Annotated in this window: 22 protein-coding genes; 13 read left to right on the top strand and 9 right to left on the bottom strand. The window is 61.3% G+C overall.

What is annotated here, in order from left to right:
• The first annotated feature begins 55 nt into the window (after positions 1–55).
• The 3 genes from serS to DDE76_RS08015 all read left to right on the top strand — a co-directional run bounded on the left by serS (position 56) and on the right by DDE76_RS08015 (position 3,617).
• Positions 56–1,384: a serine--tRNA ligase gene (serS, locus tag DDE76_RS08025; protein ID WP_104894483.1), complete on the top strand. Its 1,329-nt coding sequence runs from the start codon at positions 56–58 to the stop codon at positions 1,382–1,384.
• A complete protein-coding gene (gene surE, locus DDE76_RS08020) occupies positions 1,385–2,158 on the top strand; it encodes a 5'/3'-nucleotidase SurE (RefSeq protein WP_104894482.1) in 774 nt (257 codons plus the stop codon). It abuts the gene before it with no gap.
• A 175-nt stretch (positions 2,159–2,333) separates the two neighbouring features.
• On the top strand, positions 2,334–3,617 hold the full coding sequence (locus DDE76_RS08015; RefSeq protein WP_104894481.1) for a M23 family metallopeptidase: 1,284 nt from the start codon (positions 2,334–2,336) through the stop codon (positions 3,615–3,617).
• Between the two features lie 77 nt (positions 3,618–3,694).
• Here DDE76_RS08015 and DDE76_RS08010 read toward each other — a convergent pair whose 3' ends face one another.
• The gene (locus DDE76_RS08010) at positions 3,695–4,498 is read right to left on the bottom strand and encodes an ATP-binding protein (protein WP_104895051.1); all 804 of its coding nucleotides are present in this window, start codon (positions 4,496–4,498) and stop codon (positions 3,695–3,697) included.
• 261 nt (positions 4,499–4,759) lie between these two features.
• Between DDE76_RS08010 and yajC the strand changes: the two genes are divergently transcribed.
• The 4 genes from yajC to DDE76_RS07990 are packed head-to-tail and all read left to right on the top strand — an operon-like array spanning position 4,760 to position 8,951.
• The gene (yajC, locus tag DDE76_RS08005; RefSeq protein WP_104894480.1) at positions 4,760–5,107 is read left to right on the top strand and encodes a preprotein translocase subunit YajC; all 348 of its coding nucleotides are present in this window, start codon (positions 4,760–4,762) and stop codon (positions 5,105–5,107) included.
• A 58-nt stretch (positions 5,108–5,165) separates the two neighbouring features.
• Positions 5,166–7,715 (top strand): protein translocase subunit SecD, encoded by a 2,550-nt coding sequence (gene secD, locus DDE76_RS08000; protein WP_104894479.1) that lies wholly within the window; start codon positions 5,166–5,168, stop codon positions 7,713–7,715.
• On the top strand, positions 7,699–8,106 hold the full coding sequence (locus DDE76_RS07995; RefSeq protein ID WP_104894478.1) for an Mth938-like domain-containing protein: 408 nt from the start codon (positions 7,699–7,701) through the stop codon (positions 8,104–8,106). Before secD ends, DDE76_RS07995 begins: the two co-directional genes overlap by 17 nt.
• Positions 8,106–8,951, top strand: a complete 846-nt coding sequence (locus DDE76_RS07990; RefSeq protein WP_104894477.1) for a phytoene/squalene synthase family protein — start codon at positions 8,106–8,108, stop codon at positions 8,949–8,951. Before DDE76_RS07995 ends, DDE76_RS07990 begins: the two co-directional genes overlap by 1 nt.
• Positions 8,952–8,964: 13 nt before the next feature.
• Here the strand turns inward: DDE76_RS07990 and DDE76_RS07985 are convergent, their stop codons facing one another.
• The 4 genes from DDE76_RS07985 to DDE76_RS19520 all read right to left on the bottom strand — a co-directional run bounded on the left by DDE76_RS07985 (position 8,965) and on the right by DDE76_RS19520 (position 11,441).
• A complete protein-coding gene (locus DDE76_RS07985; RefSeq protein ID WP_104894476.1) occupies positions 8,965–9,420 on the bottom strand; it encodes a YiiD C-terminal domain-containing protein in 456 nt (151 codons plus the stop codon).
• Complete coding sequence (gene trmFO / locus DDE76_RS07980; protein WP_104894475.1) at positions 9,417–10,799, bottom strand: methylenetetrahydrofolate--tRNA-(uracil(54)-C(5))-methyltransferase (FADH(2)-oxidizing) TrmFO; 1,383 nt, start codon at positions 10,797–10,799, stop codon at positions 9,417–9,419. The genes DDE76_RS07985 and trmFO overlap by 4 nt, the downstream gene beginning before the upstream one ends.
• A gap of 138 nt (positions 10,800–10,937) precedes the next feature.
• Positions 10,938–11,087: a DUF1127 domain-containing protein gene (locus tag DDE76_RS07975; protein WP_104894474.1), complete on the bottom strand. Its 150-nt coding sequence runs from the start codon at positions 11,085–11,087 to the stop codon at positions 10,938–10,940.
• A 201-nt stretch (positions 11,088–11,288) separates the two neighbouring features.
• The gene (locus DDE76_RS19520; protein WP_157955710.1) at positions 11,289–11,441 is read right to left on the bottom strand and encodes a hypothetical protein; all 153 of its coding nucleotides are present in this window, start codon (positions 11,439–11,441) and stop codon (positions 11,289–11,291) included.
• Positions 11,442–11,701: 260 nt separating this feature from the next.
• On the opposite strand from DDE76_RS19520, the gene DDE76_RS07970 reads away from it, so the two are divergent.
• Complete coding sequence (locus tag DDE76_RS07970; protein ID WP_104894473.1) at positions 11,702–12,601, top strand: division plane positioning ATPase MipZ; 900 nt, start codon at positions 11,702–11,704, stop codon at positions 12,599–12,601.
• A gap of 3 nt (positions 12,602–12,604) precedes the next feature.
• On the opposite strand, the gene DDE76_RS07965 is transcribed toward DDE76_RS07970, so the two are convergent.
• Positions 12,605–13,021, bottom strand: coding sequence for a winged helix-turn-helix transcriptional regulator (locus DDE76_RS07965; protein ID WP_104894472.1), 417 nt, complete (start codon positions 13,019–13,021; stop codon positions 12,605–12,607).
• A gap of 93 nt (positions 13,022–13,114) precedes the next feature.
• Between DDE76_RS07965 and DDE76_RS07960 the strand changes: the two genes are divergently transcribed.
• On the top strand, positions 13,115–13,525 hold the full coding sequence (locus tag DDE76_RS07960) for a DoxX family protein (protein ID WP_104894471.1): 411 nt from the start codon (positions 13,115–13,117) through the stop codon (positions 13,523–13,525).
• An 84-nt stretch (positions 13,526–13,609) separates the two neighbouring features.
• Complete coding sequence (locus tag DDE76_RS07955) at positions 13,610–16,066, top strand: beta-glucosidase (RefSeq protein WP_104894470.1); 2,457 nt, start codon at positions 13,610–13,612, stop codon at positions 16,064–16,066.
• A gap of 11 nt (positions 16,067–16,077) precedes the next feature.
• Here the strand turns inward: DDE76_RS07955 and DDE76_RS07950 are convergent, their stop codons facing one another.
• Positions 16,078–16,647 carry a DJ-1/PfpI family protein gene (locus tag DDE76_RS07950; protein WP_104895050.1) on the bottom strand — a complete coding sequence of 190 codons (570 nt, stop codon included), beginning with the start codon at positions 16,645–16,647 and terminating at the stop codon, positions 16,078–16,080.
• A 41-nt stretch (positions 16,648–16,688) separates the two neighbouring features.
• On the opposite strand from DDE76_RS07950, the gene DDE76_RS07945 reads away from it, so the two are divergent.
• Positions 16,689–17,966, top strand: a complete 1,278-nt coding sequence (locus DDE76_RS07945; protein WP_104894469.1) for a D-alanyl-D-alanine carboxypeptidase family protein — start codon at positions 16,689–16,691, stop codon at positions 17,964–17,966.
• On the opposite strand, the gene DDE76_RS07940 is transcribed toward DDE76_RS07945, so the two are convergent.
• A complete protein-coding gene (locus DDE76_RS07940; protein ID WP_245891837.1) occupies positions 17,963–18,205 on the bottom strand; it encodes a sulfurtransferase TusA family protein in 243 nt (80 codons plus the stop codon). The two genes, DDE76_RS07945 and DDE76_RS07940, sit on opposite strands and share 4 nt — an antisense overlap.
• Positions 18,195–18,677 (bottom strand): CAP domain-containing protein, encoded by a 483-nt coding sequence (locus DDE76_RS07935; protein WP_157955709.1) that lies wholly within the window; start codon positions 18,675–18,677, stop codon positions 18,195–18,197. The genes DDE76_RS07940 and DDE76_RS07935 overlap by 11 nt, the downstream gene beginning before the upstream one ends.
• 366 nt (positions 18,678–19,043) lie before the next feature.
• On the opposite strand from DDE76_RS07935, the gene DDE76_RS07930 reads away from it, so the two are divergent.
• Both DDE76_RS07930 and DDE76_RS07925 read left to right on the top strand, forming a co-directional pair.
• Complete coding sequence (locus DDE76_RS07930) at positions 19,044–20,783, top strand: ABC transporter ATP-binding protein (RefSeq protein WP_104894466.1); 1,740 nt, start codon at positions 19,044–19,046, stop codon at positions 20,781–20,783.
• Positions 20,780–21,670 (top strand): siderophore-interacting protein, encoded by an 891-nt coding sequence (locus DDE76_RS07925; protein WP_104894465.1) that lies wholly within the window; start codon positions 20,780–20,782, stop codon positions 21,668–21,670. The genes DDE76_RS07930 and DDE76_RS07925 overlap by 4 nt, the downstream gene beginning before the upstream one ends.
• Positions 21,671–21,705: the final 35 nt, after the last annotated feature.

Raw genomic sequence — 21,705 nt, 5'->3', positions numbered from 1 at the left:
CCTCACCCAAGGCCTGCGCTAGCGATGAAGAGGCGGGCAGGGCCCGTAGCAAGCAATGTTCGATATCAAGTGGATCAGAGACAACCCTGACGCTTTCGACGCGGCCATGAGCCAGCGCAAGAACGTGTCCGTGCGGTCCTCCGATCTCATCGCGATCGACGAACGCCGCCGCGCCATCATCGTCAAGCTCAACGAAGCCCAGGAAAAGCGCAACAGCCTCTCCAAGCAGATCGGCCAGGCCAAGGCCCAGAAGGACGAGGCCAAAGCCCAGGCGCTGATGGCCGAGGTTGCCGCGCTCAAGGAATTCATCCCCACCGGCGAGGCCGAAGAACGCGCCGTTGGAAAGGAACTGCGCGACACCCTCTCGGCCATCCCCAATATGGCGCTCGACGATGTGCCCTTTGGCGATGATGAAGCCGACAATGTCGAATATTTCGGTGCCAATGGCACCGCCGAAACCGCTGCAAAGGCGCGTCCGGCAAAGCCGAGCTTTGCCTTCTCGCCCAAGGAGCATTTCGAAATCGGCGTCGCCGAGAGGGACATGGATTTCGAAATCGCCGCCAAACTCTCCGGCAGCCGCTTCGTTGTATTGAAGGGCCAGATCGCCCGGCTTGAACGGGCCCTGGGCCAGTTCATGCTCGACCTGCACACCACAGAACACGGCTACCTCGAAGTCCAGCCTCCAGTGCTCGTGCGCGATGACGCTCTTTTCGGTACGGGCCAGTTGCCGAAATTTGAGGAGGATCTGTTCTTCACGCCACATGGCGAAAGTCGCTTGGCGTTGATCCCGACCGCCGAAGTGCCCATGACCAACTTCGTCCGAGAATCCATCCTCGCTGAAGAAGAACTCCCCCTGCGCTTTACTGCGCTGACCCCCTGCTTCCGCTCCGAGGCCGGCTCGGCCGGGCGCGATACGCGCGGCATGCTGCGCCAGCACCAGTTCGACAAGGTCGAGCTGGTCTCCATCACCACGCCCGAAGAATCGATCAACGAGCACGAGCGCATGCTCGCCTGTGCCGAAACCGTGCTGCAGCGCCTTGGCCTGCATTATCGGGTGATGACGCTCTGCACCGGCGACATGGGCTTTGGTGCCCGCAAGACCTATGACCTCGAAGTCTGGTTGCCGGGACAGGACACCTATCGCGAAATCTCCTCGGTTTCGGTCTGCGGTGATTTCCAGGCCCGCCGCATGGATGCCCGCTATCGACCATCCGGCGAGAAGCAGGCCCCGCGCTATGTCCACACCCTCAATGGCTCCGGTACGGCCGTCGGGCGCTGTCTGATTGCGGTGCTGGAAAACTACCAGCAGGAAGATGGCTCCGTGCTTATCCCCGAGGCCTTGCAGCCCTATATGGGCGGGTTGACCTCCATCGGCGGCAAATAGATGAGCCTGCGCATCCTCATTACCAATGACGACGGTGTCGACGCGCCCGGCATCGCCATCATGTCCGATATCGCCCACGCGATCTCTGATGATGTGTGGATCGTGGCCCCGGACGGCAACCAGTCCGGGGCAGGGCACCGCTTCACCTTTGGCCGGGAACTGTCATTCGACACCAGGGGGCCGAGGCGCTTCGCCGTCACTGGCGGCTCGCCTGCTGACTGCGTGGTTGCCGGCATGACCCATATATTGGGTGACAGGCCGGCGGACCTTGTGCTCTCGGGCGTCAATGCCGGTCAGAATCTGGGGGATATCGTCAATTGCTCGGGGACGGCCGCGGGCGCGCGCGAGGGCGTGCTGCAAGGCGCCATCGGCATCGCCATGAGCCAGTCCATGGACTACGAGGTCTCCCACAAGCCGGACTGGGCCAATGCCCGCCGCTACGGCGCCGAAGTGGTGTCGGCGATCCTGGCGGCCCATGACGGCGACGACGTCTTCTACAACGTCAATTTCCCGTTCTGTACCACCGAGGAAGTCGTCGGCCTGACTGCGGTCGCGCATCAGCGCTTCTCGCGTTCACCCATCCGCTATTATCCCAGCGACAATGAAGGCCAGTTCTTCATGGCCATCCCCGAAACGCCCCAACCGCTCGATCCCGCGGCGGACTTCGAAGTCCTGCGCCGGGGCAATGCCATTACCGTGACGCCTTTCGCGCTCCAGCAGACCCACCCCGGCGCCCTGCATCGGCTGGGTAGCCTGTCGCTCAAGGGGCGATAGGCGGCGCGCTCCGGATTCCGTTCATCTTTGGGGTCCAGGACCGCCTCCTTAACCTTACCCACCCCTGAATCACCCTGATACGATTTCGCTCAAATCGCATCGACCTTAAACTCGTCTTTACCTTACCGGCGTAGCGTCAAGCTCAGTTGTTGAGTACCTGCGTACGAGTAAGCCGATGAGTATTCGCGTTTTTCCGCGGACCCATAGAAGTGCGGTCGCCGTTGCCGGTGTAATGATCGCCGCCGTTGGATTGTCCGGCTGTTCGAGCCTCGGGAGTCGCAGTTTTAGCGACAACACCGTCACGGGCTCGGTCGCGCAGTCGGCCCCCGCAACCCTCAATCAGCCCATGCCCCCGACCATAGGTGCACCCCAGCCGGTGCAGGTTGCCAGCATGGAATTTCTGCCGCCGGCAAATGTCGGCGCAGCCTGGAACGGCGGCAATACGCTGCCCCCGGCGCCGGTCAATGGCGGCTTCATGCAGCCCTCCGGTGCCACCTCGCCGATCGGAGCATCTGGCTCCACGGTGCAGACCCAGGCCCTGCCTGCATTGAGTTCGTCGTCATCTATGGGAAACACGCAAGCCATGCCTGCTCAGCAAAATCTTGCCCCGCTGCCGGCCGCTCCAGCCGCCGTCGCTATGGGCACCAATCCTTCCAGCGCCGCATTGCCGGTCAATTCCAGCGTGCCGGTACAGGCTGCCGCCAACGCCAACGCCTATACGCACACCATTGCGGGCGGCGAGTCGCTCTACACCATCGCGCGCAAATATGATGTGACCACTCAGGCCATCGTGCACGCCAATGGCCTGAGCTCGCCTGACAAGATCATTGTTGGCCAGAAGATCATCATTCCCGGTCGCTCCGATCTGGTGAATGCGCAGCGGGTCGAGGTGGCCAGCGCCAGCCAGGAGACGACCGCTCCGGTCATGCCGGCCTCGCGCCCGTCCAATCTGTCCGGCGGCAATGTCCTGCAGCAGGCGACTACCGCGAAGTCCCCGGCGCCTGCGCCGGAGGTTGCGCCCGCTGGTGCCGAAGTAACCCAGGTCGCCTCGGTGCCGACCACGCCCGCTCCGGCCGCTGAACCTACAGCCTCCGGCGAAAAGTTCCGCTGGCCCGTGTCCGGCCGTGTCATCACCGACTTCGCCGCCTCGCGCGGCACCGGCATCAATATCGATGTGCCCGAGGGGTCTTCGGTTAAGGCCGCTGAAAACGGTACCGTCATCTATGTCGGTTCTGGCGTCGAAGGTTATGGCAACCTCGTGCTGATCCGTCACCCCAATGGCTATGTCTCGGCCTATGCTCACCTGGCCTCGATGAGCGTCGCAAAGGGCGCCGTGGTCAATCGCGGCGACACGATCGGCGCTGTGGGTCAGACCGGCTCGGTGTCCAGGCCACAGCTCCACTTTGAGCTGCGCAAAGGCGCTACCCCGGTTGATCCAGTGCCCCTGCTGGCAAGCTGAGGCGAACCCAGACCTCCAGATTGGAAAAGGCCGGAAGTGGTGCTCCGGCCTTTTTTGCTGTGCTGCCGCGCAAGATCTCAAACGGCCTTGCCTTCTTCGCCCGCCAGTGATCGGACGAGCTGAATGGCGACCCGGCCAGAGCGGGAACCGCGCGTGGCCGCCCATTCTATGGCCCGTGCCCGCAGCCTCTCCGGATCAATCGAGAGGCCATAATAGTCGGCATAGCCTGTGACCATGGCGAGATAGTTCTCCTGATCGGAATTGTGAAAGCCCAGCCACAACCCGAATCGGTCAGACAGCGAAACCTTCTCTTCCACGGCCTCGCTTGGATTGATCGCAGTCGAGCGTTCATTTTCGATCATGTCGCGCGGCATCAGGTGACGGCGGTTCGAGGTGGCATAGAACAGCACATTGGCGGGCCGGCCTTCCAGGCCGCCATCCAGGATCGTCTTCAGGGATTTGTAGCTGGTTTCCCCGCTGTCGAAGCTCAGATCATCGCAAAAGACGATAAACCGCGCCGGCTGGGCGGCGATCGCGCGCATCAATTGGGGCAGGGACTCTAGGTCCTCCCGGGCAATTTCTACCAGCACGAGCCGCTCAAACCCTTCGCGGGCGCCGATATCGGCATGGATTGCCTTGACGAGCGATGACTTGCCCATGCCCCGCGCACCCCAGAGCAGCGCATTGTTGGCGCCATGGCCGCGGGCGAACTGCTCGGTATTGGCCAGCAGGATGTCACGGACCTGATCGATGCCCCGAAGCATCGACAAGGGAACCCGGCTAACCTTGGAAACGGCCATCAACTGGCCACTTTCCCGCTGCCAATGATAGGCATCAGCGTCGCCCAGTTCGAAACGCCTGGCGCTTTCGTCCTGAGACATGGCGGTCGCAATGGTCTCAAGCGCGTCCGCAATCCGGCTCAGATAGTCCTTGGTCTTCACCCTGTCGTCCTTCAGCTTTGACGCGGCAATCTGCGCGTCCTTATTGGCTTTGCAATACGCCAACCCCAAATGTATAGTCCGCGCGATTTTGGCCGGGGCGCAAGTGCAGGCAAGCCCGATAGCGTCCACCGCCTGTTGACACAGGACCGGGCCGCCCCTTCCTCCAACGCACGAAAAAAGAATCAATAAGGAGTTCGCTTGATGTTTGTAACGCCCGCCTATGCTCAGGACGCGGTTGGGGCCCCTGGTGGCATGGCTGACATCTTCATCCAGCTTATGCCGATCGCCCTTCTGGTGCTGATCTTCTGGCTTCTGATTTTCCGCCCGCAGCAGAAGCGCCTGAAGGCGCAGCAGGCCATGCTCTCGGCCATCCGCCGCGGCGACACCGTCGTGACCACTGGCGGCATTGTTGGCAAGGTCACCAAGGCTGTCGACGGCGAAGACCTCGAAGTCGAGGTGGCGCAGGGCGTCAAGGTCAAGGTTGTGCGCGGCATGGTGGCGGATGTGCGCTCCAAGTCCGAGCCGGTCAACGACAACAAGCCCGCCTAACTAAAATGCCTAGCGCCGGAGCCTAAGGGCTCCGGTCGTGTTTTCAGGACTATTCTAGATGCAATCTTCGCCCATTCGTACAGCGGTCATCCTCTTTGTCGCGATTATTGGCCTGCTTTTTGCGGCGCCGAATTTCTTGTCCAAGGACGTCGTCGACGCGCTGCCCGATTGGCTCCCCAAGCAGGCCATGGTCCTTGGTCTCGATCTGCAGGGCGGATCGCATCTGCTTTTGGAGGTTGACCGTGACGGTATTGTCAGCGAACGCCTCTCCGATCTTCGGCGTGATGCGCGCAACGTTCTGGCGAACGAAAATGGCATCGGCAACATCATCACTACCGATGTCGCCAACACTTCCATCACCATCGAACTGACTGACCCCACCCAGACCGAAGCCGCTCGGACCGCGATTCAAGGCCTGCAGAACACCTTGACCAACGCGTTGCTTGCAGGTGTGGGCACCGAGGAACTGTCCTTTGGTGAAACGTCCGATGGCAAATTGACTATTGCGCTGACGGCCGATGGGATCAATCAGCGTATGAGCGCGCTGGTTGCCCAGTCCGTCGAGGTGATCCGCAGCCGTATTGACGAACTGGGGACGACCGAACCGACCATTCAGCGGCAAGGTGACACGCGTCTATTGGTACAGGTGCCCGGCTTCGGCGACAGTGAACGCCTCAAGAACATCATTTCGCAGACTGCCCGCCTGACCTTCCACATGGTCTATCCAGGTATGACCGCCGACCAGGCAGAAGCCCAGGGCTTGCCTGCAGGGACCATGATCCTGCCCAGCCAGGATGGCGGCCGCGAGCTCTTGTATGAGGATATCGCACTGGGCGGAGAGTCCCTGTCCGACGCGCAGCCCAGCTTCGACCAACAGCGCGGTATTCCGGTCGTCACCTTCCGCTTCGATACCCGTGGCGCCATTGTATTCGGTGAGATCACGTCGGCCAATGTCGGTCAGCGCTTTGCTATTGTGCTCGACAATCAGGTCATCACGGCGCCCGTCATCCAGCAGCCAATCACCGGCGGCACCGGGCAGATTAGTGGCAGCTTCACCACGGCGTCGGCCAACGACCTCGCGGTGCTGTTGCGCGCTGGCGCCTTGCCGGCCAGTCTCGATGTGGTTGAGGAACGTTCAGTAGGCCCCAGCCTCGGTGCCGACTCCGTTCGTGGCGGCGTCACCGCCGGCATCATCGGCGGTGTCTCGACCATCGTCTTCATGCTGATTGCCTATGGCACGTTCGGTGCATTCGCCAATGTTGCCCTGGTGCTCAATATCGGCCTTGTCATCGGTGCACTGTCAGCGCTTGGAGCAACACTGACGCTGCCAGGCATCGCCGGTATCGTGCTGACCATGGGTATGGCCGTGGACGCCAACGTGCTGATTTTTGAGCGCATGCGCGAGGAGCAAGCGGCGGGCAGGGGGCCGATCCAGTCTATTCAGGCCGGTTTCCAGAACGCCATGAGCGCCATCCTGGACTCAAACGTCACCACCTTCATTGCTGCGGTTGTCCTGTTCTTTCTTGGCTCAGGTCCGGTGCAGGGATTTGCCGTGACTTTGGCCATTGGTATCCTCACCACGCTCTTTACCGCCTATTTCATCACCATGCTGATCGTCGGGCGCTGGTACGTTTGGCGTCGGCCCAAGAAGCTCAAGATACAGCTGCTGCGCATTGTGCCGGACGATACCAAGGTGCCGTTCATGGATTGGCGGCGAATCGCCATCATCGGCTCGATGGTGCTCACCTTGGCGTCAGCCGGCCTCTTCGTATTTCACGGCATGAACTTGGGCATCGACTTCAAGGGCGGCACATCTATTGAAGTGCAGCATCAGGGTGGCCCTGCCGATGTCGGCGAAATCCGCGAACTGCTTGGTTCTCTCGAATTGGGCGATGTGCAGGTGCAGGGTTTCGGGACGCCGGAAGACGTTCTGATCCGCATCGAGCTGCAGGAGGGCGGACCAGAGGCGCAACAGGCCGCTGTTGACGCTGTGACGACAATTCTGGCCGATCAGGACTATGAATTGCGCCGCACCGAGGCGGTGAGTGGCACCGTCTCGAGCGAACTGGCCCTTTCGAGTACCATTGGCCTCTCGGTGGCTGTGCTGGGTATACTGGTCTATCTCTGGTTCCGCTTCGAATGGCAGTTCGCCGTCGGTGCCGTTGTCTCGACGCTGCACGACGTTATCCTGACGCTGGGCTTTTTCTCGCTCACGGGTATCGAGTTCAACCAGTCCAGTATTGCGGCCATCCTCACCATCGTGGGCTACTCGCTCAACGACACGGTTGTCGTTTATGATCGCGTGCGAGAATTCCAGCGCAAGTATCGCAAGATACCACTTGTCGATCTGCTTAACCGCGCCATCAACTCGACGCTGTCGCGGACTGTGCTGACGGGTCCGACGACCCTTCTCGCACTCATGGCCCTTGCTGTGTTCGGCGGTGAGGTCATTCAGAGCTTTGTGCTCTCCATGATCTTCGGTGTATTGATAGGCACCTATTCCTCGATCTTCATTGCCGCCCCGATCCTGGTCAATCTTGGCCTTAAGGAACGTCCAGAACAGAGTGCCGATGACAAGGAAAAAACCGCTGATGGCGCAGCGGTCTGATCAGTTGTTCCCTGTTGCGGGGCACTTCCCGCAGCAGGTGGGCATTGATGCCTATGGCAATGGCGGCTTCCGTTTTGCCGAAATGTCTCACAAGGGCTCCCTGCTTTGTCTGCCCGAGGGTATGCAAAGCTGGAACGTGACGACGGCTGATGCACTGACGCTTGAGAGCCTGGGCCCCGTTCTGGCTCAGGCGTCAAATCTCGATGTGCTCCTGATCGGCCTGGGGACGGATATTGTGGCCATCGATCCGGCAATTCGTCAGGCGCTCCGCGATCACAGGATCATCATCGAGGCAACTCAGACCGGCGGCGCCGTGCGGACTTACAATGTCCTGCTGGCCGAGGAACGCGCAGTCGGCGCGGCGCTTATTGCCGTGGAAAAGGCCCGCTGATGGCGGACGAGAGCTTCGATTTTGCCGCGCAAGCCCTGCGCCAGGGAGATCGCGACCGCTATCTTGCAACGCTCGTTTTGCCTGCCGCGGCGCGTCCGGCCATCACCGCGCTCTACGCGTTCAATACCGATATTGCCACCGTAAGGGACCGCGTTTCCGGTCCGCAGCCGGGCGAAATCCGGCTGCAATGGTGGAGCGACGCCATAACGGGGCAGGGGCACGGTGCGGTACATCAGAACCCCCTGGCAGATGCCCTTCTTGAAACGCTTGAGCGCTACCAATTGCCGACAGGCACCTTGCTGCGCCTGATCGCGGCGCGCCGCTTCGATCTCTATGACGATCCCATGCCGGATCTGGATACTTTTGAAGGCTACGCCGGAGAGACCGCCTCGACGCTGTTCCAGCTCGCCGCCATGATTCTCAACGAGGGCGAGCCGGTCGAGCCGGGTGATGCTGCCGGTCATCTGGGGGTCGGCCAGGCCATGATCGGTCATCTTCGGGCCTTTGGCTTTGTCTCGGCGCAGGGCCGCATCATGCTGCCTTGGTCGATCCTGGAGGCCAACGGTGTGCGAGAGGAAGAAGTATTCGCTGGCCAGGAGAGCGAAGGGCTGCACGCGGCCCTGAGTCAGATCGCCGAGCTGGCCCGCGGCCATCTGGACAAGGCGCGGGAGGCGATGACCCAATTGCCGTCCCCGCTGCGCCCTGCCTTTGCCATTCTGCCGGTCCTTGAGGCGCAACTCGATCTTTGGCAAAAGCAAAGTACCAGCCTCTACGCGGCCCCGCAGGATGATGCCGACTGGCGCAAGATCGCGCGCCTGACCTGGTGGACGCTGAAAAACCGGTAGCGCCTGCGGCGCTTCAGATCTGCGCTTCACCACCGGCAATTGCGGCAAACGTCCCAACCAGCCGTGCCGCGATCTGGTCATCGGACAGGACCTCGGCTGTGACCGTCAGTCGCGCTTTGCCATGCCGGTTCAATTGGCGGGAAAAGCCATCCCAATCCAGTCCGTCGAGCCGTGCAAGGGCACGCGCCGGGCCGGAAACGGGCCTGAGATAGTCTGTTTCAGAGCGGCTGACCACGAGTTGGCCGGCGAACTGATCCGCCTCAAGGCGAAGATGCATGACCGACCACGCCGCCAACAGCGCAAGGTTGGCAATGCTGCCGCCAAACATGGTGCCATGCATATTCAGGTTTGGAGCCAGTGGTGCCTCTAGCACCACTTCCATGGCATTGGCCGAGACCACCGACACTGCCATCGCCCGCGAAAGCGGCATATGGCTGTGCAGATACGCGGCCAACGCCGACTGTGTCATGCCCAGGCCTTGAGATCGTCCAGCGCCCGGCTGGTGATCGCCCGGCGCTTGGCGATGGTCCGTTCCGGACCGCGCCAGCGCTTGACCCCTTCTGGCTTGCTGACTGTTACCTCCGGAAACAGGCCGAAATTGACATTCATCGGTTGGAAGCTGCGAGCGCCGCTATAGCTCTCCGCCTCGATATGCCCGCCCGTGATGTGACCGATCAGGGCGCCTAGCGCCGTTGTTGCCGGTGGAATCGACAGCGATCCGCCCAGCGCTTCGGCAGCCGTCATCCGACCCGTGATCAAGCCGACTGCAGCGCTTTCCACATAGCCCTCGACACCCGTCACCTGTCCGGCAAAGCGGATCCGTGGATCAACTTTGAGCTTCAGATCCGGCGCCAAAACCTTGGGCGAATTGATGAAGGTGTTCCGGTGCAACCCGCCAAGCCGCGCAAACTGCGCCTTCTCCAGCCCCGGGATCATGCGGAAGATCTCGGCCTGAATGCCATAGCGCATCTTGGTCTGGAACCCGACCATGTTCCACAGCGTACCCAGCGCATTGTCCTGCCGGAGCTGCACAATGGCGTAGGGTTTGACCGTCGGATTGCGCGGATTGGTCAGCCCCACCGGCTTCATCGGGCCATGGCGCAAGGTCTCCACTCCGCGCTCCGCCATCACTTCGATCGGCAGGCAGCCATCGAAATAGGGGACCTTCTCCCATTCCTTGAATTCATGCAGCGGCGCGCTCTTCAGCGCCTCGACAAACGCGAAATACTGATCCTGGTCCATTGGCAGGTTCAGATAGTCCGCTCCCGTGCCGCCCGGCCCGACCTTGTCATACCGCGATTGCTTCCAGGCGATGTCGTGGTCGATGCTGTCATAGTGCACGATCGGCGCGATCGCGTCGAAAAAGGCCAGCGAATCCTCGCCCGTCTTTTCGAGCACTGCCTCGGCCAGCGCCGGAGAGGTCAAAGGCCCCGTCGCGATGATCACGTGCTGCCAATCGCCCGGCGGCCAGCCAGTGATTTCCTCGCGCACAATGCTGATATTGGGGTGGTTTGATATCGCCTCGGTCACAGCGCCCGAAAAGCCATGCCTGTCGACGGCAAGGGCACCACCTGCCGGCAATTTGTGCTGGTCGGCCGCGCGCATGATCACCGAGTTGCAGCGCCGCATCTCCTCGTGCAGCAGCCCGACGGCATTCTGCTCGTGGTCATCCGAGCGGAAAGAGTTGGAACAGACAAGTTCCGCCAGTTCGTCGGTCTGGTGCGCGTCGGTTTCCCGCACGCCTCGCATCTCATGGAGAATGACCTTGGCACCGGCCTCTGCGGCCTGCCATGCGGCTTCGGACCCGGCCAGGCCCCCGCCGATAATATGGATGGGTTCATGTGACATGGCGAGCCAGATACCAAGCCCGCCGCCTGGGAGCAATCGACGTTTTCGCTAGTCAGCGGGACTGCGTCCCCAAAAACGAAAACGCTCGCATCTCAGAGAGAGGCGAGCGTTCGGTTTAGTGTGTTTGAGCCTTCGAACTTACAGAGCGTCGGCATGATTGCGAGCAACGCGGCTGATATCGGTGCGCGAAATGCCCAGGTCGTTGAGCTGGCGGTTGTCGAGAGCGGCAAGCTCACGGACGGTCTGCTGGTAGGCGGCCCATTTCTTGAAAGTCTTGCGGATGTCCATCGGAAGTCTCCTGTTGTTGACGAACACAGATATAGGCCCGCTTTTCTCCAGTGAGGAGATAGAGAATGGTCAAACTAGCTATGCATTTTGCGCAAGGCTTAGGCAGTGCCTGTTCAGTAGCCATTCATCCGGCGGGCAAGAAGAAGGCCGCCGGGTGGCATGCCGGCGGCCGCTTGGAACTGGTCTGTATCGCTCGAAATGTCAGCGGTCGAACAGGGACCGCGTCATCTTGGAGAAATCTGGACCGGAAATCCCCAGCAAATCGGCATCTCGCGTTGTCGGAACGTCCATTTCCCGCAACGCTTGCTTGATGTCGACCAGGCGCCTTATGCGCCAGACGGCTCGCACAAACATGGATCGAATCCCTTTTGCGTTGATCGCGGTGCAAGGAAAGGATGCACGTGTACGACGGACCCAGCTAGCAGGGATTGAACACGCCCCGCATGCGCCAGGCGCATGGAAAGTTCATCGAATCGACGCAATAGCTGGTTTGCAGGGCCGCTATGGTTCATTCCCGGACGGTTGGCGCGGGGCCTTATCAATGTGTCCACCATGATTTCCCTTGTGTCATCCGTCCCAAATCAACACACTCCGGCAACAGATTTGAGGATTCGATGGTGCGGCACGGCGCGCATGTCATTGTAGTGGGCAACGAGAAGGGTGGTTCGGGCAAATCGACCACAGCCTTCCACCTGGCCGTCTACCTGCTCTACCAGGGCCACAAGGTGGCTTCGATCGATGTCGATAGCCGCCAGCAGACTCTGACCCATTACGTGCGCAATCGGCGCGATTGGGCACGCGCCAAGGGGCTCAGCCTGCCGCACACCACGCACTACCATTTGCCGCTGGCCCGCGGTGACTCGGCCCGCGAAAACCATCGCATCGAATTTGACCTGTTTCGTCAGGCCATTGGCGAGGTCGAGGGCACCGCCGATTTCATCGTTATCGACACCCCAGGCTTCGATACCAATCTGGCGCGTCTGGCCCATTCCCTCGCCGACACCCTGATTACGCCGGTTAATGACAGCCTGATCGACCTCAGCGTCATGGCCCAGGTCGACCCGGTGACTGGCGAGCCCCGTGAACTGAGCCACTATGCACGGCTGGTGCAACGCGCGCGGTCCGAACGCCTGGCCATTGATGGGCGCAATATCGATTGGGTACTGGTTCGCAACCGCATTTCGATGCTCTCTTCAAGAAATATGCGCCAGGTACAGACCATGCTGGAGCGCATTGCCATGCGCCTCGGCTGCCGGGTGGCCGACGGCATAGCCGAGCGGGTTATTTTCCGGTCGCTGTTCGCTACCGGCATGACGGTGTTCGATCCGCTGGATGACGAGCTGCTCGGCGGTGTGCCGTCCATGTCCCATATGAGCGCACGGCAGGAATATCGCTCGCTGGTCAATGCACTCAACCTGCCGGCCAGCCGCCGGGCAGAGGCGCGCAGGGAGGTGCTCGCCCGGCCGTCAAACGACGTGAACCGGTTCAGCCATATGGCCCACAACGATTCGTGAAGGTTAGCCGCGCGCGTAGGCAATCTTGCGTGAACTGTCTGCAGCTACGGCCGTTTCGCGTGCATCATAGATCGCCCGAGCTTCGACAATGGCGCCGTGATTTTCCGCAGACCAGTCCCACAAGGCGCTGATGGGCACCTGCAAGGTTTTGCCCAGCTCGGTCAGACTGTATTCCACCCGTGGCGGGACCTCAGGATAGATGGTGCGCGTAACCAGTCCGTCGCGCTCCAGATTGCGCAGGGTCAGCGTCAGCATCCGCTGGGAAACACCGTTGATCAGGCGCTTGAGCTCGTTGAAGCGCAGGGTCCCGTTCCGGCCCAGCATGCCCACGACCATGACGCTCCATTTGTCGCCAATGCGGTTGAGCACATCCGACATGGCCGAGCAATTGGAGTGCTGCGAGGTATCGGTCAGTGACATCTATGTGCCTCCTTGTCTGCGTAACTCAGTCACTAATATAAACACGGTTACTAGTCGATACCAGGGTGCAAGGCAATCGGGAGGAGATGCGCCATGAGTGGGTCAGATACAAAGACGGGTTGGAACATCGCGCTTTGGGTTGGACAGGTCCTGCTGGCCGGCGTGTATGTGATGGCCGGGTTTATGAAAGTTAGCCAGCCGATCGACGCCTTGGTTGCCTCAGGCCTCACTTATGCCAGCGACTACCCCGAATTGCTCACCAGATTTGTTGGCACCATGGAAATTCTGGGCGCTATCGGCATCATCCTGCCCGCTGCTATTCGCATCCTGCCCGGCCTGACACCTCTGGCGGCGGTTGGCTTTTCGGTAATTCAGGTCCTGGCCTTTGGGCTGCATACAATGCGTGGCGAATACGGCGTTCTGCCAGTCAATATTGTCCTGCTGGCGCTTTCGCTATTCGTCGTATGGGGACGCATGCGCAAGGTGCCCATCACGCCGCGCTGAGTAGAACTACTGCATGCATAGCGATTGACAGCTCTCGGTCGGCATAGTCTTCCTCGCTCCCAATGAATCGAGGAGATCAGGTGAATGACTGACAGGATCGAAGAAATGCTGGCCCAGATGACACTGCAAGAAAAGGTGTCTCTGCTCTCAGGCGAGGATTTCTGGTCGGTTCCAGCCATCGAGCGGCTCGGTATTGGCAAGCTTCGGGTGACCGATGGCCCGAATGGCGCGCGCGGCGGCGGTTCGCTGATTGGTGGAGTCAAGTCGGCAAGTTTCCCGGTGGGCATTGCCATCGGCGCCACCTGGAATGTCGCCCTGGCTGAACAGATCGGCGCCGCCCTGGCTGACGAGGTCAAGTCCAAGAACGCCCATATGCTGTTGGCCCCGACCGTCAATATCCACCGCTCGGTCACCAATGGCCGCAATTTCGAATGCTATTCGGAAGACCCGCTTCTTTCTGCTGAACTGGCGGTCGGCTATATCACGGGCCTCCAGGGGCAGGGGATCGGCGCCACCATCAAGCATTTCGTGGGCAATGAAAGCGAGATCGAGCGGACCACCATGTCCAGCGAGATCGGTGAACGCGCCTTGCGCGAGATTTTTCTGGTCCCGTTCGAGTGGGCCGTGAAGAAAGCCGGCACCTGGGGCGTCATGAGCTCTTACAACCGGCTCAACGGTACCTATACGTCAGAGCATAACTGGCTGCTCACGACCGTCCTGCGCGACGAATGGGGCTATGACGGCATCGTCATGTCCGACTGGTTCGGCTCCCACTCAACCGCGGCGACCGTCAATGCCGGATTGGATCTGGAGATGCCTGGACCCGCCCGCGATCGCGGCCAGAAGCTCGTTGAGGCGGTCACTGCCAGTGAGGTAAGCATCGAAGCGCTCGACAAGCGGGTCGCCGCCATGCTGCGCCTGATGCAGCGTGTCGGTTCGCTTGACGATCATCGCCCCTTCGAAGAACGTGCTGACGACCGTCCAGAGCATCGCGCCTTGATCCGTCGCGCCGGCGCTGAAGCGGCGGTGTTGCTCAAGAATGACGGCGTGCTGCCATTGGCCAAATCGGGCCGTGTAGCGGTAATTGGCCCCAACGCCAAGACTGCGCAGATCATGGGTGGTGGCTCCGCCCAGCTCAACGCGCATTATCGTATTTCGCCTTGGGATGGCCTGGTCGCTGCCCTGGGCCCGGACCGCCTCTCTTACGCCACGGGCTGCACCAATCATCGCTTCGAACCGGTGCTACGCGGAACCTTGAAAGTCGAGTACTTCGACAACCAGACTCTGGCGGGTGACCCGGTTCATATCGGCACCATGGAGGATGCCCAGGCCTTTTGGGTGGGCCAGGTTGCCGAGGGCAAGGTCGATCCGCTGCACTTCTCTGCTCGTGTCTCGGGAACCTATACGCCCGCAGAGACCGGCGAGCATCGCGTCGGCATCTACGCTGCCGGTTTCGCCAAGGTCTATGTCGACGGCAGGCTGATCGCCGACGCTTCGACCAATTGGACCAAGGGCCGGACATTCTTCGAGGAAGGATGCGACGAGGTTGTCGGGACGCTGACCCTGGAAGCCGGGCGTGCGCATGACATCGTCATTGAATTTACCACCAAGGACTTTGCGACCCTGGGGCTTGCTGCTTTTGCTGCCGGCATCGGGCTGCCACTGGGCGACACGGCAATAGCTGAGGCGGTCGAGGCGGCGCGCAATGCCGAAACCGCCATCGTGTTCATCGGCCGCAATGGCGAGTGGGATACCGAGGGGAGCGATCTGCCAGGGATTGTGCTGCCCGGACGTCAGAACGAGCTGGTGGAAGCCGTTGCCGCCGCCAATCCTCGGACGGTCGTTGTGCTGCAAACCGGCGGCCCGGTCGAGATGCCCTGGGCCGGCAAGGTGGCCGCTATTTTACAGGCTTGGTATCCCGGTCAGGAAGCCGGCAATGCCATCGCCGATGTGCTGACCGGCGTGGCAGAGCCGGGAGGTCGCCTGCCACAGACATTCCCGGTCCGCTGGGCGGACAATCCGGCCCACAGCCAGGATCGCGAAGTCTATCCTGGCCTCGACGGCAAGGTGCGCTACGAAGAAGGTGTTTTCGTCGGCTACCGGCACTATGACCGCTTGGGCATAACCCCGCTCTATCCCTTTGGATTCGGCCTGGGCTACACGGACTTCGAGCTGTCCGATCTCAGCATGGACGACAGCAGGTTTGAAGCGGATGGCGCCGTATCGGTTACTGTCAGCGTTACCAACACCGGCGCACGTTCCGGCTCGACCGTGGTCCAGCTTTATGTGTCAGACGAGAAGTCGACAGAGCCCCGTCCCGCCAAGGAGCTCAAGGCCTTCGCCAAGCTGCATCTAAATGCCGGCGAAACGCATATGGTCCGCCTGAGCCTCGATGCCCGGGCGTTTGCGTGGTACCGGGAAACGGCCCATCACTGGCTGGTCGAGGCCGGAACCTTCACCTTGCGCATTGGCCAGTCATCCGCCGATCTGCCACTCAGCGCCGAACTTTCGCGCAGCTCGACCTTGATGTTGCCGGTCTGACCATCCCCGCATCAGGCGGCCTGATGCTCGGCGGCATAAAGGCCGAGATAGAAGTCGAGGTCGCCGGTGCGCAGCCCGAGCGCTTCCAGGACCGCACCCATGAAACTCACGGGTGCGGTTCCCGGCGCGGTGATGATGCCGCGATCAAGAATGGCCCTCGGGGACCCGACAAAGAACGCGCCCCCGCCATATCCGGTCTGTGGCAGGCTCTCGGGACCATTCGCCGTGTGGCGCCGGTCATCAAGCACGCCGGCGCGGGCCAGCGGAATGACGCCGTCGCAGATCCCACCAATTACCACGCCCGCCGCCTGGGCAGATTGCAGCAATTTGGTCAGGTCGGGGGCGTCCGGCTGTTGCCAGATACTGCCGCCATTGACCAGCAGGGCGTCGTAGTCGCTTGGATCGATCTCCTCGATGGCAAGCTGGGGCGCCACTCTCAGTCCGCCCGCTGACGTGACCGGTTCGCCGCCGGGCGTCGCAAAGCGGGTATCGAGCCGGTAATATTCGCGCGCGCCGGCATTCAGCAAAGCGGTTTCCCAATCGGCAAAGCCGGGCGTCAGTATCGTCAGCAAGGTGGTCATCATCTGTCTCCATTTCACTGACGCAACGGTGTGCCTGTGGCATGACAGGCCGTGTCAGCACCTTCACATGGCTGTCAGGCGCCCGGGCCTTGCTTGAGATTGGCTGGATCGGCTGGTATGAGGGGCCCGCTTTCCGAAATGCCCTCTGGAGTCGCTCCACCTTGCTGCTTGTCCGTCGATTGTTGCTCGCCCTGGTCCTGACCTTTGCCGGCCTGAGCCAGGCCTGGGCCAATCCAATGCTGCTGGTGGATCGTGCGACATTGCAGGTGCTCTATGCGGAACAGGCCGGCCAGCCTTGGCATCCCGCCTCGCTGACCAAGCTGATGACGGCCTATGTGACCTTCGAGGAACTGGCCAAGGGCACGGTAACCCTTGATACGCCGGTGACCATTTCGCGCAATGCCTATAATCAGGCGCCGAGCAAATCCGGCCTCAAGATTGACAGTACGGTTTCTCTCAAGGACGCGCTCTACATTCTGGTGGTCAAATCGGCCAACGACATTGCCGTCGCCATCGCCGAAACGGTCGGTGGCAGCGAGTCAAATTTTGTCGCCAAGATGAACGAGACAGCCGGGCGCATGGGGCTGACAGCCACCAATTTCGTCAATCCCCACGGACTGCACGACCCGCGCCAGGTCTCCTCGGCGCGCGACCTTGCCATCATCGCGCTCTATATCGAGCAGAGTTTCCCGCAATACATGCCCATGTTTCGCACCGGCGTGGTTAATCTGGGCAAGGCGCGCCTTGAGTCCAACAACGGCCTTCTCGAAGGCTTTGCCGGCACCACCGGCATGAAGACCGGCTATGTCTGCGCATCCGGCCTCAACATCGTGGCCACGGTTGATCGCAATGGACGCCAGCTTCTGGCGGTCGTGCTGGGCGGCTCTTCCGGTCGCGAACGCAATGAGCGGGCTGCCGAATTGTTCCTCAATGCCCTTGGCGGCCGATTGCAGCCGACCGGACAGAGCGTGTTGACCCTTGCCAACGCTGCCGGCGCTGCGCCTGTCGACATGCGCCCACTGATCTGTGGCAAGGATGCCAAGGAATATGTTGCGGCTCAGGAAGCGGCCTTCCCGATGGGTCTGGAGGATCAGCCCTCCTATTTGACCGAAGAACTCGCTGTCAGCGAATACACGGCCATCGATCTTGGCCGTATCCGCACCGGCATTGCCCTGCCGCGCCCGCGCCCGGCGCACATGCCGATTTTCGGCACGCCCGCGCCGGTCGAAAGCGCCGCCATTGAGGACGTCCTGCGCCCCGCTCTGACTGCGGGCGGCCTCGACATCGCTCTGCCGCGCCCCCGTCCCGCCGACCTCTAGGCTGGGCTGGCGGCGCCGACCGTCACAGTAAACTGCATGTAGTCGTCGGCCGTCGCCACCGCACACCCATGCCCGTGCTTTCGGCAATGCAGCGGAATATCGATCCGCGCCATCGGATCACTCGCCAGCACCACGATGGTCGTCCCCATTTCCGCGTCGGCCAGGCGTTTCTCGAGTTTGAGAACGGGCAGGGGGCATTTCAGTCCCCTGGCGTCGATTGTTTCGACCTCAGTTGCCAAGGACCAGCACCCAATAGACGCCATAGCTTGAGGATGGATTATAGGCCACGGCAACGCCGGCCTTGCTCGCCGGGGCGGCTAGGCTTACAGCGTCGGCGGCATTGTTGCGCCAACCCGAGAATGTCTCGGCGAAGCTGGAATAGCCGGCGCTCAGTTTCATTTGCACCAGTGCCTGTGGCTTGGTCGGGGCATTGCCGGTCTGCGCGTACTGGCTGGCAAGCGCCTGGGCCGTGGCATTCAGGCCCGAATCTGCGGTCAGTGGTGCCACGCCGCGGGTCGCGCGATAGGCATTGATCAGGCCGATGGCCTGCTGTGAATCAAGCCGCGCATTGGGCTGGTCCATACGCGCTGAAAGGGCTGGTGCCAAAGCGGCCGGTGCCGTTGCGCCACCAAATGAGGAGCAGGCGGCCAGCGCCAGGACCGCGCCGGCGGCCGCCGCGCCTTTTGCCAGCTTGCTGATGATTTTCGACATGTTTTTCCTTCCGGGAGAAATCCGGGCGTCCTGGCTTCTAGCAGCCAACGCCTTAGCCCGCATTAACGGCGTGGTGGTGGATGAAACTGGAGTGGCGCTCAGAAAATCCTGAATTGAACATCTGGGCTGGCCTCAGCCAATGGCGGTGAGAAGACCGCGCAAAAGGGGCAGCATTGTGAGCCGGATCGATCCTGAACGACGCTTGCCAGAGCCCCGCCGCCTTGGCACCGCGACCGGACCTGCGCTACTCCCGCTGCAATATGAAACCATGGCCGCCGCTCGCCCGGCATCGCCCACCCCGATTATCCTTGAGGTGAGGCGGCAAATCGGGCATTGGGATAAGCGGATTAAACAAGTCAACTTAATATGCTCAAGCGTTTCTTTTCCTATTATGCCCCCTATAAGGGGCTTTTCGCCCTCGATTTCGGCAGTGCGGTCATCGCCGGCCTGCTCGAACTGGCCTTTCCCCTGGCCGTTGCCCGTTTCGTGGATCAATTGCTGCCCCAGGGCGAGTTCAGCCTCATTATTGCGGCCGGGATCGCGCTGCTGGTCGTTTACTGCGTCAGCGCCATTCTGCGCGGCGTGGTCAATTATTTCGGCCACATGCTGGGCATCTCGATCGAAACCGACATGCGCCGGCAGGTCTTCAACCACCTGCAAAAGCTCAGCTTCCGCTTCTTCGACAATCACAAGACCGGCAATCTGATCACCCATGTGACCAAGGACCTCGAGGATATCGGCGAAGTCGCCCATCACGGCCCGGAAGATGTTTTCCTCGCCATAATGACCTTTGTCGGGGCCTTTGTCCTGATGTTCTGGACCAATTGGCAATTGGCCAGCATCACCGTGGTCCTGGTGCCCGTCGTCACCTGGCTTGTAAGCACCTATGGCGCGCGCATGACCCGCAATTGGCGCGAGCTCTATAGTCGTGTCGGCGATTTTAATACGCGCGTCGAGGACTCGATTGGCGGCGTGCGCGTGGTCAAGGCCTTCGCCAATGAGCACCACGAAGAAAAGCTGTTCGCGGGCAACAACGAGGCCTATCGAGCAACCAAGCTGCGCGCCTACGCCCTCATGACCGCAAGCAATGTAGTTACCTATCTCAGCACGCGCCTGATTCAGCTTGCCGTCATGCTGTTTGGCGCCTGGTTGGTGACCGCCGGGGAACTGACCTATGGCGGCTTTGTCAGCTTCCTGCTGCTGGTCAATGTCTTCATGCGGCCCATCGACCAGATCACCGCCGTGCTTGAAAGCTATCCCAAGGGGATTGCCGGGTTTTCCCGCTTTACCCGGCTCATCGATACCGCACCCGACATCGCCGACCGTCCGGGCGCACGCGTGGTCGATACGCTCCGCGGCGACATCGTTTTCGACAAGGTCGGCTTTGCTTACGAGCATGGCCGCAAGATCATCGACAATCTCAATCTGGCCGTCCGCGCGGGCGAAACCGTGGCGATTGTCGGGCCATCGGGCGCCGGCAAAACCACGTTGTGCGCATTGCTGCCGCGCTTCTACGAGATTGACGAAGGCTCCATCAGCATTGATGGCATCGACATTCGCGACATGACCCAGACCAGCCTGCGCAGCCAGATCGGCATCGTGCAGCAGGATGTGTTCCTTTTCGGCGGCACCTTGCGCGAGAACATCGCCTATGGCCGCTTGGACGCCAGCGACGAGGAAATCCTCGAGGCTGCCCGCAGGGCGCGGCTGGAATCGGTCATTGCCCGGTTACCCAATGGCCTCGACACCATAGTCGGCGAGCGTGGCGTCAAGCTGTCCGGCGGGCAGAAGCAACGCGTGGCCATCGCCCGGATCTTCCTCAAGAACCCACCCATCCTGGTTCTGGATGAAGCGACATCCGCGCTCGATACCGCCACCGAACTGGCCATTCAGCAATCGCTGACCGAGTTGTCGCGCGGCCGCACTACCTTGGTCATCGCCCACCGCTTGGCCACCATTCAACATGCCGATCGCATTGTTGTTGTCGACGAGACCGGCATTGTCGAACAGGGCCCGCATCAGGAATTGCTCGACCGTAAGGGTGCCTATGCCCATCTGCATTCAGCCCAGTTCGGCGGCTTGGCCTCGCCAAAGGAAACGGCATGAGCAAGATGTTCTTCCAGGCCACTGTCCTCGCAACCCGCTACCTCACACCCGGCATGATCCGGGTGACCTTTGGCGGGCAGGAGCTGTCGGGTTTCCCGGGAACTGGCATTGCGGACGAATATCTTCGCCTTTTCTTCCCCGATCCGGATACCGGCCACCTGCATCTGCCTCATATCGACGAGGAAGGGCGTTGGACCTATCCCGATGGAGGCAGAGAGGCGATCCGGTGTTCGACATACACGGTTCGCCGTCACCGTCGGGATGACGGGGAAGTCGACATCGATTTCGTGGTGCATAAGGGCGGTCTCGCCAGCGAATGGGCGCAACAGGCAAAGCCCGGTGACACGATCACCGTTAACTGCCCGCGTGGCCTCTATGCCCCGCCCAGGGACCTCACCTGGCAATTGCTGGTTGCCGATGCGACCGGCCTGCCGGCCCTGGCGCGCATACTCGAGCAAACGCCCGCGCATGTGCAGTCCCGCGTCTTCATCGAAGTGGCCGAACTCGAGCATGAACAGGAACTGCCCGACCATCCCAAGGCCACGATCACCTGGCTGCACAAGAGCGGCAATGGAACCGCGCCCAGCCGCATGGAAGATGTGGTGCGCGCCGTGCCCCTGCCTTCGGGCAGCGGCTATGTCTGGGTCGCCGGGGAACAGCGCGTCGTCCGGGCCATTCGCAAATATGTGCGCCATGAGTTGAAGCTGCCTCCCGAGCGCTACCAACTGGTTGGCTACTGGACCCACGAAGGCGAAGCCTGGGAGGCAAGGTGGGAAGCCTTGCCCGACGCGGTCAAGAGCGCCATCGAGGCTGGCTGGGCCTCGGATCGGGATCGGGAAGAACTGCGCGACGAATATGACGCGACCCTGGAGAAGTTCGGCCTCTGATCCTGCTTGCCCACTGGCCGTGCAGGCGCTACCAG

The sequence above is a fragment of the Devosia indica genome (assembly GCF_003056405.1).
Lineage (GTDB): Bacteria > Pseudomonadota > Alphaproteobacteria > Rhizobiales > Devosiaceae > Devosia > Devosia indica.
This window is presented reverse-complemented; position numbering and strand designations above follow the sequence as displayed.

What these genes read in the sequence shown, in the direction of transcription:
- yajC (WP_104894480.1), top strand. Translation starts at nt 4,760, where the DNA reads ATGTTTGTAACGCCCGCCTATGCTCAGGACGCGGTTGGGGCCCCTGGT.
- DDE76_RS07975 (WP_104894474.1), bottom strand. Translation starts at nt 11,087, where the DNA reads ATGGACATCCGCAAGACTTTCAAGAAATGGGCCGCCTACCAGCAGACC.
- DDE76_RS07955 (WP_104894470.1), top strand. Translation starts at nt 13,610, where the DNA reads ATGACTGACAGGATCGAAGAAATGCTGGCCCAGATGACACTGCAAGAA.
- surE (WP_104894482.1), top strand. Translation starts at nt 1,385, where the DNA reads ATGAGCCTGCGCATCCTCATTACCAATGACGACGGTGTCGACGCGCCC.
- DDE76_RS07970 (WP_104894473.1), top strand. Translation starts at nt 11,702, where the DNA reads ATGGTGCGGCACGGCGCGCATGTCATTGTAGTGGGCAACGAGAAGGGT.
- DDE76_RS07950 (WP_104895050.1), bottom strand. Translation starts at nt 16,647, where the DNA reads ATGACCACCTTGCTGACGATACTGACGCCCGGCTTTGCCGATTGGGAA.
- DDE76_RS19520 (WP_157955710.1), bottom strand. Translation starts at nt 11,441, where the DNA reads ATGTTTGTGCGAGCCGTCTGGCGCATAAGGCGCCTGGTCGACATCAAG.
- secD (WP_104894479.1), top strand. Translation starts at nt 5,166, where the DNA reads ATGCAATCTTCGCCCATTCGTACAGCGGTCATCCTCTTTGTCGCGATT.
- DDE76_RS07925 (WP_104894465.1), top strand. Translation starts at nt 20,780, where the DNA reads ATGAGCAAGATGTTCTTCCAGGCCACTGTCCTCGCAACCCGCTACCTC.
- DDE76_RS07960 (WP_104894471.1), top strand. Translation starts at nt 13,115, where the DNA reads ATGAGTGGGTCAGATACAAAGACGGGTTGGAACATCGCGCTTTGGGTT.
- trmFO (WP_104894475.1), bottom strand. Translation starts at nt 10,799, where the DNA reads ATGTCACATGAACCCATCCATATTATCGGCGGGGGCCTGGCCGGGTCC.
- DDE76_RS07945 (WP_104894469.1), top strand. Translation starts at nt 16,689, where the DNA reads ATGACAGGCCGTGTCAGCACCTTCACATGGCTGTCAGGCGCCCGGGCC.
- DDE76_RS07985 (WP_104894476.1), bottom strand. Translation starts at nt 9,420, where the DNA reads ATGACACAGTCGGCGTTGGCCGCGTATCTGCACAGCCATATGCCGCTT.
- DDE76_RS07990 (WP_104894477.1), top strand. Translation starts at nt 8,106, where the DNA reads ATGGCGGACGAGAGCTTCGATTTTGCCGCGCAAGCCCTGCGCCAGGGA.
- DDE76_RS08015 (WP_104894481.1), top strand. Translation starts at nt 2,334, where the DNA reads ATGAGTATTCGCGTTTTTCCGCGGACCCATAGAAGTGCGGTCGCCGTT.
- serS (WP_104894483.1), top strand. Translation starts at nt 56, where the DNA reads ATGTTCGATATCAAGTGGATCAGAGACAACCCTGACGCTTTCGACGCG.
- DDE76_RS07995 (WP_104894478.1), top strand. Translation starts at nt 7,699, where the DNA reads ATGGCGCAGCGGTCTGATCAGTTGTTCCCTGTTGCGGGGCACTTCCCG.
- DDE76_RS08010 (WP_104895051.1), bottom strand. Translation starts at nt 4,498, where the DNA reads ATGTCTCAGGACGAAAGCGCCAGGCGTTTCGAACTGGGCGACGCTGAT.
- DDE76_RS07965 (WP_104894472.1), bottom strand. Translation starts at nt 13,021, where the DNA reads ATGTCACTGACCGATACCTCGCAGCACTCCAATTGCTCGGCCATGTCG.
- DDE76_RS07930 (WP_104894466.1), top strand. Translation starts at nt 19,044, where the DNA reads ATGCTCAAGCGTTTCTTTTCCTATTATGCCCCCTATAAGGGGCTTTTC.
- DDE76_RS07935 (WP_157955709.1), bottom strand. Translation starts at nt 18,677, where the DNA reads ATGTCGAAAATCATCAGCAAGCTGGCAAAAGGCGCGGCGGCCGCCGGC.